The organism is Streptomyces sp. NPDC104106 (assembly GCF_055584345.1).
On the sequence record NZ_JBVJMF010000025.1, the window covers coordinates 38,896 to 55,438 of the forward strand.

Annotated in this window: 14 protein-coding genes; 8 read left to right on the forward strand and 6 right to left on the reverse strand. The window is 73.8% G+C overall.

Features of this window, described 5'->3' with window-relative positions:
* Positions 1 to 36 precede the first annotated feature (36 nt).
* Genes ACZ60X_RS38270 through ACZ60X_RS38280 form a run of 3 tightly spaced genes read left to right on the forward strand, consistent with a single transcriptional unit; the run spans position 37 to position 3,133 of the window.
* Positions 37 to 1,413 (forward strand): L-fuconate dehydratase, encoded by a 1,377-nt coding sequence (locus ACZ60X_RS38270; protein WP_469609016.1) that lies wholly within the window; start codon positions 37 to 39, stop codon positions 1,411 to 1,413.
* Positions 1,410 to 2,165: an SDR family NAD(P)-dependent oxidoreductase gene (locus tag ACZ60X_RS38275; protein ID WP_469609019.1), complete on the forward strand. Its 756-nt coding sequence runs from the start codon at positions 1,410 to 1,412 to the stop codon at positions 2,163 to 2,165. Before ACZ60X_RS38270 ends, ACZ60X_RS38275 begins: the two co-directional genes overlap by 4 nt.
* Positions 2,162 to 3,133, forward strand: coding sequence for an aldo/keto reductase (locus tag ACZ60X_RS38280; protein WP_469609022.1), 972 nt, complete (start codon positions 2,162 to 2,164; stop codon positions 3,131 to 3,133). Before ACZ60X_RS38275 ends, ACZ60X_RS38280 begins: the two co-directional genes overlap by 4 nt.
* A gap of 84 nt (positions 3,134 to 3,217) precedes the next feature.
* Here the strand turns inward: ACZ60X_RS38280 and ACZ60X_RS38285 are convergent, their stop codons facing one another.
* Positions 3,218 to 4,639 (reverse strand): lipase maturation factor family protein, encoded by a 1,422-nt coding sequence (locus tag ACZ60X_RS38285; protein WP_469609025.1) that lies wholly within the window; start codon positions 4,637 to 4,639, stop codon positions 3,218 to 3,220.
* Between the two features lie 130 nt (positions 4,640 to 4,769).
* On the opposite strand from ACZ60X_RS38285, the gene ACZ60X_RS38290 reads away from it, so the two are divergent.
* From ACZ60X_RS38290 to ACZ60X_RS38300, 3 genes are all read left to right on the forward strand, one after another.
* Complete coding sequence (locus tag ACZ60X_RS38290; protein ID WP_469609027.1) at positions 4,770 to 6,263, forward strand: DUF6777 domain-containing protein; 1,494 nt, start codon at positions 4,770 to 4,772, stop codon at positions 6,261 to 6,263.
* A 122-nt stretch (positions 6,264 to 6,385) separates the two neighbouring features.
* Positions 6,386 to 8,467 carry a SpoIIE family protein phosphatase gene (locus ACZ60X_RS38295; RefSeq protein ID WP_469609030.1) on the forward strand — a complete coding sequence of 694 codons (2,082 nt, stop codon included), beginning with the start codon at positions 6,386 to 6,388 and terminating at the stop codon, positions 8,465 to 8,467.
* Between the two features lie 31 nt (positions 8,468 to 8,498).
* Positions 8,499 to 9,362, forward strand: a complete 864-nt coding sequence (locus ACZ60X_RS38300; protein WP_469609032.1) for an Fpg/Nei family DNA glycosylase — start codon at positions 8,499 to 8,501, stop codon at positions 9,360 to 9,362.
* 363 nt (positions 9,363 to 9,725) lie between these two features.
* Here the strand turns inward: ACZ60X_RS38300 and ACZ60X_RS38305 are convergent, their stop codons facing one another.
* The 3 genes from ACZ60X_RS38305 to ACZ60X_RS38315 form a co-directional block, all read right to left on the reverse strand.
* Positions 9,726 to 10,385 (reverse strand): zf-HC2 domain-containing protein, encoded by a 660-nt coding sequence (locus ACZ60X_RS38305; protein WP_469609035.1) that lies wholly within the window; start codon positions 10,383 to 10,385, stop codon positions 9,726 to 9,728.
* A 205-nt stretch (positions 10,386 to 10,590) separates the two neighbouring features.
* Complete coding sequence (locus tag ACZ60X_RS38310) at positions 10,591 to 11,106, reverse strand: hypothetical protein (RefSeq protein WP_469609038.1); 516 nt, start codon at positions 11,104 to 11,106, stop codon at positions 10,591 to 10,593.
* Between the two features lie 149 nt (positions 11,107 to 11,255).
* Positions 11,256 to 11,825: a sigma-70 family RNA polymerase sigma factor gene (locus ACZ60X_RS38315; protein ID WP_469609040.1), complete on the reverse strand. Its 570-nt coding sequence runs from the start codon at positions 11,823 to 11,825 to the stop codon at positions 11,256 to 11,258.
* Between the two features lie 202 nt (positions 11,826 to 12,027).
* Here ACZ60X_RS38315 and ACZ60X_RS38320 point away from each other — a divergent pair, with 202 nt between their 5' ends.
* A complete protein-coding gene (locus ACZ60X_RS38320) occupies positions 12,028 to 13,176 on the forward strand; it encodes a CapA family protein (RefSeq protein WP_469609042.1) in 1,149 nt (382 codons plus the stop codon).
* Between the two features lie 11 nt (positions 13,177 to 13,187).
* Here the strand turns inward: ACZ60X_RS38320 and ACZ60X_RS38325 are convergent, their stop codons facing one another.
* Positions 13,188 to 14,612 (reverse strand): amino acid permease, encoded by a 1,425-nt coding sequence (locus tag ACZ60X_RS38325; RefSeq protein ID WP_469609045.1) that lies wholly within the window; start codon positions 14,610 to 14,612, stop codon positions 13,188 to 13,190.
* A gap of 213 nt (positions 14,613 to 14,825) precedes the next feature.
* Between ACZ60X_RS38325 and ACZ60X_RS38330 the strand changes: the two genes are divergently transcribed.
* Positions 14,826 to 16,076 (forward strand): MFS transporter, encoded by a 1,251-nt coding sequence (locus ACZ60X_RS38330; RefSeq protein WP_469609047.1) that lies wholly within the window; start codon positions 14,826 to 14,828, stop codon positions 16,074 to 16,076.
* On the opposite strand, the gene ACZ60X_RS38335 is transcribed toward ACZ60X_RS38330, so the two are convergent.
* Positions 16,012 to 16,494: a universal stress protein gene (locus ACZ60X_RS38335; RefSeq protein ID WP_469609050.1), complete on the reverse strand. Its 483-nt coding sequence runs from the start codon at positions 16,492 to 16,494 to the stop codon at positions 16,012 to 16,014. The two genes, ACZ60X_RS38330 and ACZ60X_RS38335, sit on opposite strands and share 65 nt — an antisense overlap.
* Positions 16,495 to 16,543 lie beyond the last annotated feature (49 nt).

Consider the following 16,543-nt stretch of genomic DNA (forward strand, 5'->3'; position numbering starts at 1 on the left):
CCGGACGCCAACCACCCGCCCACCGAAAGGACTTCAGTGTCCCAGGCCCCCGCCCGCATCACCGCGCTCGACACCCACGACATCCGTTTCCCCACCTCGCGCCGCCTGGACGGCTCCGACGCGATGAACCCGGACCCGGACTACTCGGCGGCCTACGTCGTGCTGCGCACCGACGCCGGCGACGGACTGGAGGGACACGGATTCGCCTTCACCATCGGGCGGGGCAACGACGTCCAGGTCGCCGCGATCGACGCGCTGCGGGACCATGTGCTCGGCCGGGACGTGGCGCGGCTGTGCGCCGACCCGGGCGCGCTCTTCCGGGACCTGATCGGCGACAGCCAGCTGCGCTGGCTCGGCCCCGAGAAGGGCGTGATGCACATGGCGATCGGGGCCGTCGTCAACGCCGTCTGGGACCTCGCCGCCCGGCGGGCCGGCACACCGCTGTGGCAGGTGCTCGCCGACGCCGAGCCCGAGTGGCTCGTGACGCAGATCGACTTCCGGTACCTCACCGACGCACTCACCCCCGAGGAGGCCCTGGACCTGCTCAGGCGCGGCAGACAGGGGGCCGCAGAGCGCCGCGCCCGGCTCCTGGAGCGCGGCTTCCCCGCCTACACCACCTCGCCGGGCTGGCTGGGCTACGACGACGACAAGCTGGGCCGGCTCGCCGCGCAGGCCGTCGCCGACGGCTTCACCCAGATCAAGCTGAAGGTCGGCGCCGACCTCGACGACGACATCCGGCGTTGCCGGGTCGCCCGCGCCGTCATCGGACCGGACGTACGCCTCGTCATGGACGCCAACCAGCGCTGGAACGTGGACGAGGCCATCCGCTGGACCCGGGCCCTCGCCGAGTTCGACCCCTACTGGATCGAGGAGCCCACCAGCCCCGACGACGTCCTCGGCCACGCCGCGATCCGCCGGGCGGTGGCCCCGGTGAAGGTCGCCACCGGCGAACACGTGCACAACCGGATCATGTTCAAGCAACTCCTCCAGGCGGGCGCCGTCGACATCGTGCAGATCGACGCGGCCCGCGTCGCCGGCGTCAACGAGAACCTCGCCGTCCTGCTGCTCGCCGCCAAGTTCGGTGTGCCGGTCTGTCCGCACGCCGGCGGGGTCGGGCTGTGCGAACTCGTCCAGCACCTCTCGATGTTCGACTACCTGGCCGTCTCGGGCACGTCCGAGGACCGGGTCATCGAGTACGTCGACCACCTCCACGACCACTTCGTCACCCCGGTCGTCATCCGCGACGGCCACTACACCGCCCCCACCGCCCCCGGCTTCTCCGCCGCCCTGCGCCCGGAGTCCGTCGCGCGGTACACCTTCCCCGGCGGCAGCTACTGGGCCGCCGCCCCCGACACACAGACCGACACGCAGACCGACACGCAGACCGACACACAGAAGGGACAGGCCGCATGAGCGAGTTCGCGGGCCTGAGGGCCCTGGTCACCGGCGGCGCCTCCGGTATCGGCCGGGCCACCGCCGACCTCCTCGCCGCCCGGGGCGCCCAGGTCGCCGTCCTCGACCGGGACACCACCGGCGTCGACAAGCCGCTGCGGGCCTACCGGGCTGACGTCACCGACGACGCCTCGGTGCGTACGGCCCTCCAGCGCGCCGCCGAGGACATGGGCGGCCTGGACATCCTGGTCAACAACGCCGGCATCGGCTCCCAGGGCACGGTCGAGGACAACGACGACACCGAGTGGCGGCACGTCTTCGACGTCAACGTCCTCGGCATCGTCCGCGCCGCCCGCGCCGCCCTGCCGTACCTGCGCCGCTCCGCGCACGCGGCGATCGTCAACACCTGCTCCGTCGCGGCGACCGCCGGGCTGCCCCGGCGCGCCCTGTACAGCGCCACCAAGGGGGCCGTGTACTCCCTGACCCTCGCCATGGCCGCCGACCACGTCCGCGAGGGCATCAGGGTCAACTGCGTCAACCCCGGGACGGTGGACACCCCGTGGGTCGGCCGCCTGCTCGACGCGGCCCCCGACCCGGCCGCCGAACGCGCTGCCCTGGAGGCCCGCCAGCCCACCGGCCGGCTCGTCGCGCCCGTCGAAGTCGCCTCGGCCATCGCCTACCTGGCCGGCCCCCTCGCCGGTGCCACCACCGGCACCGCGCTCGCCGTCGACGGCGGCATGCAGGGCCTGCGGCCGCGCCCCGAGGGCCGGTGAGGACGCTCGGCCGCAGCGGCGTCGAGGTCACCCCACTCGGCTTCGGCGCCGCACCGATCGGCAACCTCTACGCCCCGCTGGACGACGACCAGGCCCGCGCGGCGGTCGAGGCCGCCTGGCAGCGCGGCGTCCGCTACTTCGACACGGCCCCGCACTACGGCCTCGGCCTGTCCGAACGCCGCCTCGGCGCCGCTCTGCGCACGTACGACCGTGCCCGCTACGCCCTGTCCACCAAGGTCGGCCGCCGCCTCGAACCCGCCGACGACGGGGGAGACGACCTGCCGAACGGCTTCGCCGTACCCGCGACCCACCGGCGTGTGTGGGACTTCAGCGCCGACGGCGTCCGCCGCTCCCTGGAGGCGAGCCTCGTCCGCCTCGGCCTGGACCGCGTCGACGTCGTGTACCTGCACGACGCCGACGACCACGCCGAACAGGCCTTCCGCGAGGGCTATCCGGCCCTGGAGAAGCTGCGCGAGGAGGGCGTGGTGGGCGCGATCGGCGCCGGGATGAACCAGACGCCGGTGCTCACCCGGTTCGTCCGCGACACCGACGTGGACGTGGTCCTGTGCGCGGGCCGGTACACCCTGCTCGACCAGAGCGCCGCCGCCGAGCTGCTGCCGGCCGCCGCCGAGCGCGGGGTGTCGGTCGTCCTCGGCGGCGTCTTCAACTCCGGCCTGCTGGCCGACCCGCACCCCGGCTCGACGTACGACTACGCGCGCGTTCCACGGCGGTTGCTGGACCGGGCCCTGCGGATGAAGGCCGTCGCCGAACGGCACGGCACCACCCTGCGTGCCGCCGCGCTCGCCTTCTGCGCCGCCCACCCGGCCGTCGCCTGCGTGCTGACCGGGCCCCGCTCGGCCGCCGAAGTCCACGACGGCGCCGACCAGTTCACCGCCGGGGTCCCGGCAGCCCTCTGGCAGGAGCTGCGCGAGTCGGGCCTGCTGCCCGCAGGGGAGGGACCGTCATGACCGTCGACGCCCACCACCACGTCTGGGACCTCTCGGTACGGGACCAGGACAAACCCGCGTTCTCGACACCACCGCCACCCGCGTCTACGGCCTCTGAGCCACCCCCGCCAGCCGTGTCGGCGGCAGGTACTCGCGCACGTACGTCCGCTCCCAGCACGCGCCCGTCCGCCGCAACTCCCGCCAGGTGGTGTAGCGGTAACGGAAGAGCCGGGCCCGGACGAAGCGAGGCGCGGTGTCCGGGGGGAAGGGCGAGCGGCGCAGCAGACGCAGGGTGGCACGGTCGTTCTCCAGCAGCCGCTCCACGAGTCCGCCGAACCAGTCGCCGGCGTAGGCGGGGGACAGCGCCGCGAACCACATCAGCCAGTCCAGTCGCAGATGGTACGGCGCGAACTGGCGCGGCCAGTGCCGGACGTCCCCGGGCTTGCCCCGGAACTCGTACTCCCGCCAGTCCGAGTCCTCACGCGGCACGTCGTCCAGCGTGCCCTCGACCACCACCTCGTAGCGCACCCGGCTGACGCTGCCGAACGCCCCGTAGGTGTTCACCAGGTGCAGCGGGTCGAAGGAGCGGTTCATGATCTGGCGGCGGGAGATCATGTTCACCACCGGGCGGTAGCTCAGGAAGAGCAGGAGCGCGGCGAGCGCGAGCACCAGGACCTCGTACCACAGCGACGCCGACGGCACGGACGGCGCGGAGGCGGGGATCCGCAGCGCCGACAGGGCCAGCACGATGGTGATCCAGTTCAGCCAGGAGAAGTTGCCGGACAGCACCAGCCACAGCTGGGTGACGATCATCAGGGCGGCGGCGGCCGAGGCGATCGGCTGCGGGGTGAACAGCAGCACCGGGACGACCAGTTGGGTGACGTGGTTCGCGGCGACCTCCACCCGGTGCAGGGGTTTGGGCAGATGGTGGAAGAACCAGCTCAGCGGGCCCGGCATCGGCTGCGTCTCGTGGTGGTAGTACAGGCAGGTCAGCTTCCGCCAGCAGGCGTCTCCGCGAAGCTTGATCAGCCCGGCGCCGAACTCCACCCGGAACAGGATCCAGCGCAGCAGGAACAGCACCACGACCGGCGGTGCCACCTCGTCGTTGCCGAGGAACGCGGCCAGGAAGCCCGTCTCCAGCAGCAGCGACTCCCAGCCGAACGCGTACCAGGTCTGGCCCACGTTGACGACCGACAGGTACAGCGCCCACGGCACCAGCCACAGCAGGATCCCGGCCCACAGCGGCAGCAGGGAGTCCGCCCCGGCGAGCAGGGCCGCCGACACCGCGCAGCCCGCCCAGGCGCAAGCCGCGAAGAAGCGGTCCGAGTAGTGCAGTTGGAACAGGCTCGGGGCCCGTTTGAAGGGGGCCAGCGCCACGAAGCGGGGGATCGGGAGCATGCCGCGCTCGCCCAGCAGGGGGCGGAACTGCCGGGCCGCCGCCAGGAAGGCGACCAGGTACAGCGTGGCCAGAGCCCGCTGGAGTACCAGCCGGCTCAGCCAGTAGTCGGGAGCGGTGAACCAGTTCACGGCTGCGCGCCCTTCGTCGCGGCCACAGCGCCGGGGGCCGTCTCCATCATGACCGCCCTCGAGTTGCCAGCCAAACGCCTGCGATGCAGACAATAGAGGTGAAGTCACCCATAGTGATGCGGAGTGTACGGTGCGGATACCCACCGGATCCATCGTCACGGCCCTGGCGCTCTCGGCCACGCTCCTCGTGGCGGGCTGCGTCCGCCCTGGCGACAAGGTGGCCCCGATGGACGCGGAGGTCTACCTCCAGCCCGCCGCCTCCCAGGGACCCGACCCCTTCACCGCCTCCACGGCCACCGAACCGACCGCCCACACCCGCCCGGACAGCGCCGACCCGACCGTCCCCCCCGACCTGCTCGCCACCGCCCCGACCCCGTCCCCCGGCACGGGTGCGGGTACCGGTGCTGCTGCGGCTGTGCGCCCGGGCGGGGGTGCTGCGGGCTCGCGGCTGGCCGCCGGGGCGAGGGGCATGGGGCCGGCCGTGTCCGCCGGGGTGCGTGGGGGTGGTCCGGCGCTGTCCGCCGGGGAGCACGGGGGCGGTCCCACCGCGGCCGTTCGAACCGGCGGTGCCGAGCCGGCCGCCACCGCCGGCGCGGATCCCCATGCGGGCGCCGGCACTGCCGCGGGGCGGGACCCCGGCTCCGGAACCGCGCCCGCCGCCTCCACGGTCCCCCGCACGCCCAGCCCGCTCCCTCCTGCCGTCTCCGCCGTCCCCCAGGTGGACGCCACCGGGCCCACCGTGGCCGGGTCCCCCTGGCCGGCGCCGGTCGCCGGGCTGGCCGTCCCGCCGCTGCGGGCGATGCGCTCCCTGTCCGGCGGGACCCCCGGCCTCTACAGCGGCACCGCGCACGTCGCCGGCTGTGACGTCGAGCGGCAGATCGGCTATCTGACGGCGGACCGGAACCGCGGTGCGGCCTTCGCACGCGGGGCCGGGATCGGCCCGGCGGCCGTCCCCCGCTATCTGCGCGGCCTGACCCCGGTCGTCCTGCGCGCCGACACCCGCGTCACCAACCACGCCTACCGCTCCGGGCGGGCGGCCGCCTACCAGGCCGTGCTCCAGGCCGGCACCGCCGTCCTCGTGGACAACCGGGGCGTGCCCCGCGTGCGCTGCGCCTGCGGCAACCCGCTGGGGCCACCGGCGCCGGGCCACGGCGGCCTCGGCGCCCGCGGCAACGCATGGTCCGGCTACCGGCCGGACCTGGTCATCACGGTGACCCCCGCCCCGCACGCCGTCGCCGCCCTCACGCTCGTCGACGCCCGGACCCGCACCTGGATCCAGCGCCGGGTCGGTCACGACGTCCGCCGCGACCACGTCGTACCCGCCCCCGCCGGAGCCGGCACCCTGCCCCCGGCCCAGCCCACCCCGAACGACACCGCCCCGACGGGCCGCCCGCCCTCGTACAGCCTGCTGCCCAGCCAGGACCCCCACACCGCCGCTCCCGCCGGCACGGCCGCGCCGGGTCGCCGTACCGCACCCCCGGGCCGCCCCACTCCCACCCCGGCCCCGGGGCACCCCCTGCCGCAGTCCACGCCGTCCCTGGGCCTCACCCTCGACCCACCCGGGACCGGCCCGCCCCGCACCACCGACGACGGCCCTCCCGGCCCCGGCGAACCCGGCGGCTGAGCGCCACGCTCACCGCCCGCCCCCGGGCGCCGCCGGGGACGGCGCGGCCCACCCCGCCCGCGCGGGCCGCCGAAGCTTCCGATCCGGTCGAAGAATCCGCCGAATCCTGGCAAGGTGGCCCCATGGCTGATCGGGGTGCGAGTGCCCTGTCACTCCCGGCGAACTGGCCCGCAGACCCGGACCCGATCCTGGCGCTCAACCGCATGGGCACCTTCGACTGGGACCTGGACAAGGGCCTGCTCCACATGGACGCCCGGGCCCATGAGGTGTTCGACCTGCTGCCCGGGGAGTTCGACGGACGCCCCGAGTCCCTGAGCAGGCGGGTGCCGCCACCGGAATCCGCCCGGCTGGACGCGGTGATCGCCCAGGCCATCAAGGACGGCAGCGAGAACTACGGCGCCTACTTCCGCATCCGCCGCCGCGACGGCACGTCGCGCTGGACCCACACCCAGGGCTACATCCGCCGCGACACCACCGGCCGCCCGCGCCGGGTCGTCGGCATCGTCCGCGACGCCACCGAGGAACTCGCCGACAGCACCGCCCGCAGCCTGCCCCAGGACGAGGCGTTCCGCCGGCAGACCAACACCGTCCAGGTCGTCTCCGCCGCCCTCGCCCACGCCCGCACCGTCCAGGACGTCATCGACGTGCTGAAGGACACCCACGGCGTACGCAACCTCGGCGCGGCCAGCCTCGTGATGGGCCTGGTGGAGGCCGGCCGGATCCGGCTCGTCGCCGAGGGCCCCGCCTCCGCCTCCGTGCCCGGCACCCGCGTCACCCGCATCGACGAGCCGTACCCGATGGGCGAGGTGGTGCGCACGCTGCTGCCGCGGTTCATCGAGTCCCCCGAGGAGTTCGCCGAGGGCTACCCCATCCTGTGGCCGCACCTCACCGGGCTGCGCATCACCTCGGCCGCCTACCTGCCGCTGATCGCCCAGGCCCGCCCGCTCGGCGCGATGGGCCTGCTCTACAACGACCGGCGCGGCTTCTCCACCGAGGAGCGCGCCGTCCTGGTCGCGCTCGGCAGCAGCATCGCCCAGAGCCTGCAGCGGGCCATGCTCTACGAGCAGGAGAAGGACCTCGCCCAGAGCCTGCAGCAGGCCATGCTGCCGCGCACCATCCCCAGCGTGCGCGGCGCCGACATCGCCGTCCGCTACCGTGCCGCCACCGCCGGGGGCACCTTCGGCCGGGACATCGGCGGCGACTGGTACGACCTGATCCCGCTGCCCGGCGGCCGGGTCGGCGCGGTCATCGGCGACGTCCAGGGCCACGACACGCACGCGGCCGCCGTGATGGGCCAGCTGCGGATCGTGCTGCGCGCGTACGCCGCCGAGGGCCACACCCCGGCCACCGTGATGGCGCGCGCCTCCGTCTTCCTCCACGAACTGGACACCGACCGCTTCGCCACCTGCCTGTACGCCGAGGCCGACCTCGCCACGGGCGTCGTCCAGGCGGTGCGTGCCGGGCACATCGACCCGCTGATCCGCGACAGCGACGGCACCTGCCACCGGGTCCCCGTCCAGGGCGGGCTGCCGCTCGGGCTGTCCGCCGAGTTCGGCCGGCTGGAGTACCCCGTCTCCACCCTCGAACTCGCCCCCGGGCACACCCTGCTGCTGTGCACCGACGGCCTCGTCGAGCAGCCCGGCGCCGATCTCGGCGACGGGCTGCGCGGCCTCGTCCGCCTCGTCGCCGAGGGCCCGGACGACGTGCGGGACCTCGCCGACCGGCTGATCCAGATGGCCGACGAGCGCGGCGGCGACGACGACGTGGCGCTGCTCCTGCTGCGCCGCCGCGCCCCCGAGGCCCCGCGGGCCGGCAGCCGGCTCCAGCAGCACGTGGCCCCGGGCGACCCCGAGGCGCTGGTCCACGCCCGGCACATGATCCGCGCCGCGGTCCGCGCCTGGGGCGCCCTCGACCGGACCGACGACATCGAACTCGTCGCCGACGAGCTGATCACCAACACCCTGCTGCACACCGAGGGCTCCGCGATCGTCACCCTGCGCGTGCTGAACGGCAGCGACCACCGGCTGCGCATCGAGGTCGAGGACTCCTCCAGCGCCCTGCCGCGCCGCCGCGACGCGGGGCAGGAGGGCGTCTCCGGCCGGGGCCTGTTCCTGGTGGACCGGCTCGCCGACGTCTGGGGCGTGGAGGCGCGGGGCGGCGGCAAGGCGGTCTGGTGCGAGTTCGTGCTGTCCGGGCGCGCCTGACCGCGCCGGGCCCGGATGGCACCCTGGAGCTATGCCGGAACTGCCCGAGGTCGAAGCGCTCAGGGACTTCCTGACCGAGAACCTGGTCGGCCACCAGGTCGTACGGGTGCTGCCCGCCGCGATCAGCGTCCTGAAGACGTACGACCCGCCGGCCGACGCGTTCGAGGGCAGCGAGGTCACCGCCGTGCACCGGCACGGGAAGTTCCTCGACATCGCCGGGGACACCGGCCTGCACCTGGTCACCCATCTGGCCCGCGCGGGCTGGCTGCAGTGGAAGGACCGGCTGCCCGACGGCCCGCCCAGGCCGGGCAAGGGCCCGCTCGCGCTGCGCGTCGCGCTGGAGAACGGCGCGGGTTTCGACCTCACGGAGGCCGGCACGCAAAAGCGCCTCGCGGTGTACGTCGTCCGCGATCCGCGGCAGGTCGAGGGCATCGCCCGGCTCGGCCCGGACCCGCTCGCCGACGACTTCGACGAGCAGCGCTTCGCCGCGCTGCTCACCAGCGAGAGGCGCCGGCTCAAGGGCGCCCTGCGCGACCAGTCCCTGATCGCGGGCGTCGGCAACGCCTACAGCGACGAGATCCTGCACGCCGCGAAGATGTCCCCGTTCAAGCTCGCCTCCTCGCTGACGCAGGAGGAGACCCGGCAGCTCTACGAGGCGCTGCGCACCACGCTCACCGATGCGGTCGAGCGGTCCCGGGGGCTGGCCGCCGGGCGGCTCAAGGCGGAGAAGAAGAGCGGGCTGCGCGTCCACGGCCGCACCGGCGAGCCCTGCCCGGTGTGCGGCGACACCATCCGCGAGGTCTCCTTCAGCGACTCCTCGCTGCAGTACTGCCCCACCTGCCAGACGGCCGGCAAACCCCTGGCCGACCGCCGCCTCTCCCGCCTCCTGAAGTAACCGCACCGCCGGCCCGGGCCAGCCCCCGCCCCCCTGGCGCCCGCCGCCTTCGGCCCGCAGACGGTCGGGGTTCGGCTCGTGGTGCTCGTGCTCCGGCGTGTGCGCGTTGTCGGGTCGTGTGGCGTTCGAGGTTCGGCTCGTGGCGCCCGCGCCCTTCGGCGCCCGTGTCCGTCCGCCCCGGCCGCTCACGTTCCGCCCCTGGCGTGTCAGCCGTCGAGCGTCCCGCTCCCGACGCCCTCGGCATCCGGCACCTCGCCCGTCCGGCGCCTACGGCCTGAAGGGCACACCGGCCTCTTCGGCGTCGCGGCCCTGTGACGTCCCGATCTCGCGTGTCGCGCCCGCGAGCCCTCGCCCCACCGCCTCTCACTCCGTCGGTGCCTTGACGCTGACCAGGGGTTGGCCGTCCGCCGTGCGGATGTCGTAGCGGGCGATCTGGGCCGGGTGCAGGGGGGAGGAGCCGAGGCCGGTGAAGGTGTGGGAGCCGGGGCCGGACTCGGTCCAGGTGCCGGCGGTCTGTTCGGAGCCGTCCCGGCCCACGACCACGAACCGGCAGGTGTGCGAGCCGGTGCGGTCCTCGACCCGCAGCAGCAGCCGGCTGCCACTGTCCCCGTCGTCGGTCGTCACCTCGGCCCACACCCCCGTCCTCGGATCGGTCGCCGCGGTGACGCGCGCGGCCGGTTCGGCATGGCCGGTGAAGGCCACGAGCCCCGGCCCGGCCACGGCCAGCACCACGCAGGCGGCCAGGCCGTACAGAACCCGCCGCCGGCGTACCCGCCGCCGGTGCGCGACCTCGCCGAGCAGCCGCTCCAGCAGCCGGGGGCCGGGCTGCGCCATGGGGTGCACAAAGCGCGGCGTGGCCCGGCGGTACAGCATCAACTGCCGTGCGGAAGGGCCGAATTCGGTCACCTGTGCCGCGCACTGAGGGCACTCCATGAGGTGGTCCTCGAAGCGGAAGGCGTCCGCCTCGTCCAGCACGCCGAGCGCGTACGCGCCGACATCGCGATGCCTTTCCTGGGACCTCATGCGAATCCTCGTGCCGATGGGTGGGGGTGGCGTTACTCCTTGCTCCCACCCGTACGCAGCCGACAGCCGAATCACTCAAGCCGCCCACAGAATCCCGGAGAGGAGATTCGGAGCGGCCCGGCCCGCGGATTGGTGCGTTCGGAAAAAAAGTCCGCCGCCCCGAGGCCGCCGCCGCGGCGAGGTCCGCGGGAGGACACCGGGCGGGTCAGAACAGGTGGATCGCCAGGTGTCCGAGCGGCAGCCCGAGCCGCCAGGCCGGGGTCCACACCTTCGGCCCGTCGTCCTCGCCGACCACCGCCGCGCCGCCCGGCACCGCGTCCAGGTCCGGCGCCAGCAGCTCGGTCTCCTCCAGCCATCGCCAGGCCTGCGCCGCGAGCGCGAGATCGGGCGAGGGCCTGCCGGTACCGGCGGCATGGGCGGTCAGCTCGGCCATGCGCGCGCGCACCCACTCCTGCCACGGCTGGTCGTACGCCGTGAGCGACAGCCAGTTCTCCAGCTGGGAGATCACCCGGATGCCGGACAGCTCCCCGTCGGTGTCGGACAGGAAGACGGTCAGCGCCAGCGCGTCCCGGCCGGCCCGGAACTCGAAGGACGTCGGCGGCATGAGGTCGCCGGTGCGCAGCAGTTCGTCGGCGATGTACTCGGCGTACAACCAGGCCATGGGGACGGCCAGTTCACCGCCGCCGGTGCCGTCCGTGCTCTCGTGCCCTCTGTGCAGCATCCCTTCCTGCCCTTCCTCCGGTGCGGGCGCGTGGTCCGGGCCCCGGCGGGCCGCGGCCCGCCCCCGCCCGAACGCGGATGAGGACAGCCCATTGCCCCGACGGGGGCCACAGCAAGGCGCTTTGCCGAGGTTTGACCCGGCTTCCGGTTTCAGTGCAGGCCGGCCGCGTAACCCGGCAGGACCCGGCGCAGCGCACGCAGCGCGTAGTACGCGCGGGACTTCACGGTACCGGGTGGTACGCCCAGGGTCCGCGCCGCTTCCGCCACACTGGCCCCACGGAAGTACACGAGTACGAGGACGTCACGGTGCTCCGGCGTGAGTGTCTTCACAGCCTCGCGCACGTCGAGTGTCTCGGCGGCCCGCTCGGCGTGGTCGGCGGTCACCCGCGCGGTCTCGGGGACCTCGCCGCCGGCCTCGGGGGGCCGTGCCTGCCGGGCCCTGCGGGCGTCGATCGCGAGCCGCCGGGCGACGGTCAGCAGCCAGGGCCGTACCGACTCGAAGCCGTCGGCGTGCAGTGCCTCCGGATGCTGCCAGGCGCGCACCAGGGTCTCCTGGACGAGGTCCTCGGCGCGCTGCCGGTCCCCGTCGCAGAGCCGGAGCAGCAGGGCGAAGAGGGGTCCGCCGTGCTCGCGCTGGAGCGCGGCCAGTTCGTGCTCGGCGGTCGTCGTCCCACGGCCCGGTGCTGCCGGCCCGTGGGTGAGTGGGGTTGCGGCCGTCATGGCCGTATGCCAGCGCACGCCGGCGGCCCGGGGACAGGGGGCGGGGGCGGCCGTGCGGCGGACGGTCGATCGCGTCGGCGAGCGGTCGGACGGCGCCGGATGGGCTAAGGAGAACGCCTGGTCTGTTTATCCGGTGCATCAGCTTCGTACCCATATGCCCGTCACGGCTTGTCGGTAAATACGACATTCATGGGGTGAGCTGATGCTCGGACGCAGACAACAGGCGGCGCTGGCCCTCACCGCCGTCCTCACGGCCGCGGCCGCCTGCTCGAACCACCTACGGCAGCAGGACGGGCGCCCGGGACCCGCGGGCTCCGCCGCCCGCGGCTTCACCCTCGTCGCCTCCGGTGACGTCCTGCCGCACACCTCCGTCATCGACCGGGCGGCCTTCGACGCCGGTGAGCGCGGCTACGACTTCGGCCCCATGCTCGCCGGCGTCAAACCCGTCGTCTCCCGCGCCGATCTGGCGCTGTGTCACATGGAGACCGTGTACGGCGCGCACGGCGACTACTCCGGCTACCCCGCCTTCAAGTCGCCGCCGCAGATCGCCCGGGGCCTGGCCGCGACCGGCTACGACGGCTGCTCCACCGCCTCCAACCACGCCCTGGACGACGGCGCCGACGGCATCCGGCGCACTCTCGACGCCATGGACGCGGCCGGTCTGCAACACGCCGGCACCGCCCGCAGCGCGGCCGAGGCCCGCACGGTCACGATCCTCAGGGCGGGCCCGGCCAGGGTCGCGCACCTGTCGTACACCTTCGGCACCGACGGCAACCCGCTGCCGGCCGGCGAGCCCTGGGCCGTCAACCTCATCGACGGGCAGCGGATGGTCGACGACGCCCGCGCCGCCCGGCGGGCCGGAGCCGACGTCGTCGTGGTCTCGGTGCACTGGGGCACCGAGTGGCAGGACGAGCCGGACGAGCAGCAGCTCGGGCTGGCCCGGTGGCTCACCGCCGCCACCACCGCCGGCCGCCCGGACATCGACCTGATCCTCGGCACCCACGCCCATGTCCCGCAGGCGTACGAGAAGGTCAACGGCACCTGGGTGATCTACGGCATGGGCGACCAGATCGCCGGCGAGATGGACAACCGCCGGGGCGTGCGGGACCCGCGCGGCAACGAGTCCACCCTCGGCCGCTTCACCTTCGCACCGCCCGCGCGGCCGGGCGAGCGCTGGCAGGTCACCAAGGCCGAGTTCATCCCGCAGTGGTACGACACCGACGCCGGCCGCGTGGTCGACCTGGGCCGGGCCATCGCCGACGGCGCCGAGCTGGAGGCGGTGCGCGACCGCATCCGGGACGTGGTGCTCAGCCGCGGCGCCGCCGAGGACGGCCTGGCCATGGCGGAGTGAGCCGCCGGCGTTCAGGGTGCGGGCGGGCGCTCGGCCAGTGCCGAGTGCTTGGCGGAGTAGCCGAAGTAGATGACGCAGCCGATCACGAACCACACCGCGAACCGCACCCACGTCTGCCACTGCAGGAACGTGATCAGCCAGATCGAGAACACGACACCCAGCGCGGGCACCACGGGCATCCCCGGGGCGCGGAAGGCGCGCGGCAGGTCCGGCTGCCGGTAGCGCAGCACGATCACCGCCGTGCACACCACCACGAACGCCAGCAGGATGCCGATGTTGGTCAGCTCCGCCGCCGAGCCGATCGGCACGAACCCGGCGATGGCGGCCGAGCCCGCCCCGACGATCCAGGTCACCCGGGTCGGCACGTGCCGGGTCGGGTGGGTCTTGGCGAACCACCTCGGCAGCAGTCCGTCGCGGGACATGGAGAACCACACCCGGGTCACGCCCAGCATGAAGGTGAACATCACGGTGAGGATGCCGATGATGGCGCCCACCGCGATCACGTCCGCCAGCGCGTTCAGGCCCACCGACTTGAACGCCGTCGCGAAGCCGCTCTCCTTGTTGATGTGCCGGTAGTTCTGCATGCCGGTCAGCACCAGGCAGGCCGCCACGTACAGCACCATCGAGATCGCCAGCGAGTAGATGATCGCCTTCGGCATGTGCCGCTGCGCGTCCTTCGACTCCTCCGCCGCCGTCGACATCGCGTCGTAGCCGAACACCGCGAAGAACACCGTCGCCGCGCCGGTGAAGGCGCCGCTGACGCCGTACGGGAAGAACGGGTGGTAGTTCGCGCTGTCGATGTGGAACACGCCGACCCCGATCACCAGCAGCACCACCAGTACCTTCAGCCCGACGACGAAGGTCTCGAAGCGGGCCGCGCTGCGCATGCCCAGGTTCAGCAGCCAGGCGATCAGCAGACACAGGACCGCCGCGAACAGGTCGACCCGGTGCCCGGACCCGGTGCCGGGCGCCCCCAGCATCCAGTGCGGCAGGTCCGCGCCCATCTCCTGGACCAGGAAGCCGAAATAGCCCGAGATGCCGATCGCCACCACCGCCACGATCGCGGTGTACTCCAGCAGCAGGTCCCAGCCGATGAACCAGCCCGCGAACTCGCCGAGCACCGCGTAGCCGTAGGTGTACGCGGAGCCCGCCTTCGGGATCAGCCCGGCGAACTCGGCGTACGACAGCGCCGCACAGGCACTCGCCACACCGGCGATCAGGAACGACACCAGCACCGCGGGGCCCGCCGTGCCGTTGGCCACCGTGCCGGCCAGGGTGAAGATGCCGGCGCCGATGATGCCGCCCACGCCGATCGCGGTGAGCTGCCACAGCCCCAGCGACCGGTCCAGCCGGGCGCCCTCGCGGACCTCCGTGTCCTCGATGTGCTCGATGGGTTTGCGGCGGAGAATCCCCTCGCCTGCACGGAGCCTGTCCATGGGCCTCACCTCTTCACCGACGGCGAACGGCTGACGGCGGATCATGATGGCCCAGCCCGGACCCGTACGGAAGACGCCACGCAAGCGCTCCCGGACCGCCGCCGCTTCCACGACCCAGCGGTACAACCAGTGGTTGTGCCGCTTGCCCTTCCCGTTGTTTGCGCCCGGACCGCAGCACCGGCTTTCATGTCCCCGGTCAACGGGAGGTTGTGCATGAAGCTGGGTCGGCGGTTCGGATGGCTGTGGGGAGCCTACGCGGTCAGCACGTTCGGCACCTGGCTCGCCTTCGACGCCTTCTCGGTGATCGCCGTCCTCGTGCTGCACGCCGGTCCCGTCCAGGTCTCCGTGCTCGCCTCCGCCGGCGTGGCCGTCGGCGCCGTGGCCGCCGTGCCCCTCGGGCCGTGGGTGGAGTTCCACCGCAAGCGACCCGTGATGATCACCGCCGACCTCGTACGCGGCGCCGCGCTGCTCACGCTGCCCGCCGCACATGCGCTCGGGATGCTGACCTTCGCACAGCTGCTCGTCGTCTCGGTGATCGTCGCGGCGGCCGACATCGCCTTCACCGCCGCCTCCGGCGCCCACCTCAAGGCCCTCGTCGCACCCGCCGACCTGCTCACCGCCACCAGCCGGTTCGAGTCCACCAACTGGACCGCCACCGTGCTCGGCCCGCCGCTCGGCGGCGCCGCGATCGGCCTGCTCGGGCCGCTGACGACCGTGGCCGCCGACGCCGCCAGCTATCTGCTGTCCGCCCTCGGCATCCGCGCCATCGGCACCGGCGAGCCCCGCCCCCGGCGCACCGCCGCGCCCCGCGCCGGCGACCTGCTCGACGGCTGGCGGCACCTGCTCACCAGCCCCGACCTGCGCCCGCTGTTCCTCAACTCGCTCACCAACAACGCCCTGATCATGGCCGTGGTGCCGGTGCTCTCCGTCCTCATGCTCGGGCACCTGGGCTTCAGCACCCTGCAGTACGGTCTCGCCTTCGCCGTGCCCAGCCTCGGCGGACTCCTCGGCTCCCGGCTGGCCCGCCCGCTCGCCACCCGCTACGGCCGCCGCCGGATCCTGCTCACCACCGGCGTGCTGCGCGCCCTGTGGCCGATCGGGCTCGCCCTCGTCCGCCCCGGTCTGCCCGGTCTGCTCGTCGTGATGGTGACCGAGGCCGGCCTGATCACCTGCTCGGGCGTCTTCGGTCCCGTCCTCGCCGCCGAGCGCCTGGAGCTGACCCCGGCCGACCGCGTGGCCCGCACCCTCGCCGCCTGGTCCGTCACCGGCAAGGCCGTCACCGCCGCCGTCACCGCCCTGTGGGGCCTGCTGGCCGCCGCCACGAGCCCCCGCACGGCCATCGCCACCGCCGGAGTGCTGCTCCTCGCCACCCCGCTGCTGCTGTGGCGCCCCGCGCCGTCTACGGAACGACCGTCACCGGCCAGCGCCCGGCCTTCACCAGCCGCACCGCCACCGAGCCGATGATCCGGTGCCCGGCCTGCTCCGATGCGCCCACCACCACGGCGTCCGCCGTCAGCTCGTCGGCCGCCTTCACCAGCCCGGTGTAGGGGTCGCCGCGGAAGGTGTGGAACTCCCAGCGCACCTCGAATATCCCCTTGACCCGCTCCGCCGCCTCCCGGATCTGCGTCACCAGATCCTCGGCGATCTCGTCGGTCGTCTCCGCCACCGGCGCGCCCAGCGCCGCCCCGGCCGCGAGCACCGGCTGCACGTACACCACGGCCAGCAGCGCGTGCTGGCGCCGGGCCAGCCCGCCCGCGTAGGCGGCGGCGCGCATCGAGGAGTCGGATCCGTCCACCCCCACCACGATGACCTTCGGCCCGTCCGTGCCCCGCTCGAACCGGGGGGCGTGCGGCTGCGACTGCTGCTCGTGCTGTTCCGTCACGGCCGTGAGGCTATCGGAACCGGTCCCTCCCGATAAGACACGGGGTCGT

Coding starts and splice junctions, on each gene's coding strand:
- ACZ60X_RS38275 (WP_469609019.1), top strand. CDS start 1,410: ATGAGCGAGTTCGCGGGCCTGAGGGCCCTGGTCACCGGCGGCGCCTCC.
- ACZ60X_RS38295 (WP_469609030.1), top strand. CDS start 6,386: ATGGCTGATCGGGGTGCGAGTGCCCTGTCACTCCCGGCGAACTGGCCC.
- ACZ60X_RS38300 (WP_469609032.1), top strand. CDS start 8,499: ATGCCGGAACTGCCCGAGGTCGAAGCGCTCAGGGACTTCCTGACCGAG.
- ACZ60X_RS38305 (WP_469609035.1), bottom strand. CDS start 10,385: ATGAGGTCCCAGGAAAGGCATCGCGATGTCGGCGCGTACGCGCTCGGC.
- ACZ60X_RS38310 (WP_469609038.1), bottom strand. CDS start 11,106: ATGCTGCACAGAGGGCACGAGAGCACGGACGGCACCGGCGGCGGTGAA.
- ACZ60X_RS38315 (WP_469609040.1), bottom strand. CDS start 11,825: ATGACGGCCGCAACCCCACTCACCCACGGGCCGGCAGCACCGGGCCGT.
- ACZ60X_RS38320 (WP_469609042.1), top strand. CDS start 12,028: ATGCTCGGACGCAGACAACAGGCGGCGCTGGCCCTCACCGCCGTCCTC.
- ACZ60X_RS38325 (WP_469609045.1), bottom strand. CDS start 14,612: ATGGACAGGCTCCGTGCAGGCGAGGGGATTCTCCGCCGCAAACCCATC.
- ACZ60X_RS38330 (WP_469609047.1), top strand. CDS start 14,826: ATGAAGCTGGGTCGGCGGTTCGGATGGCTGTGGGGAGCCTACGCGGTC.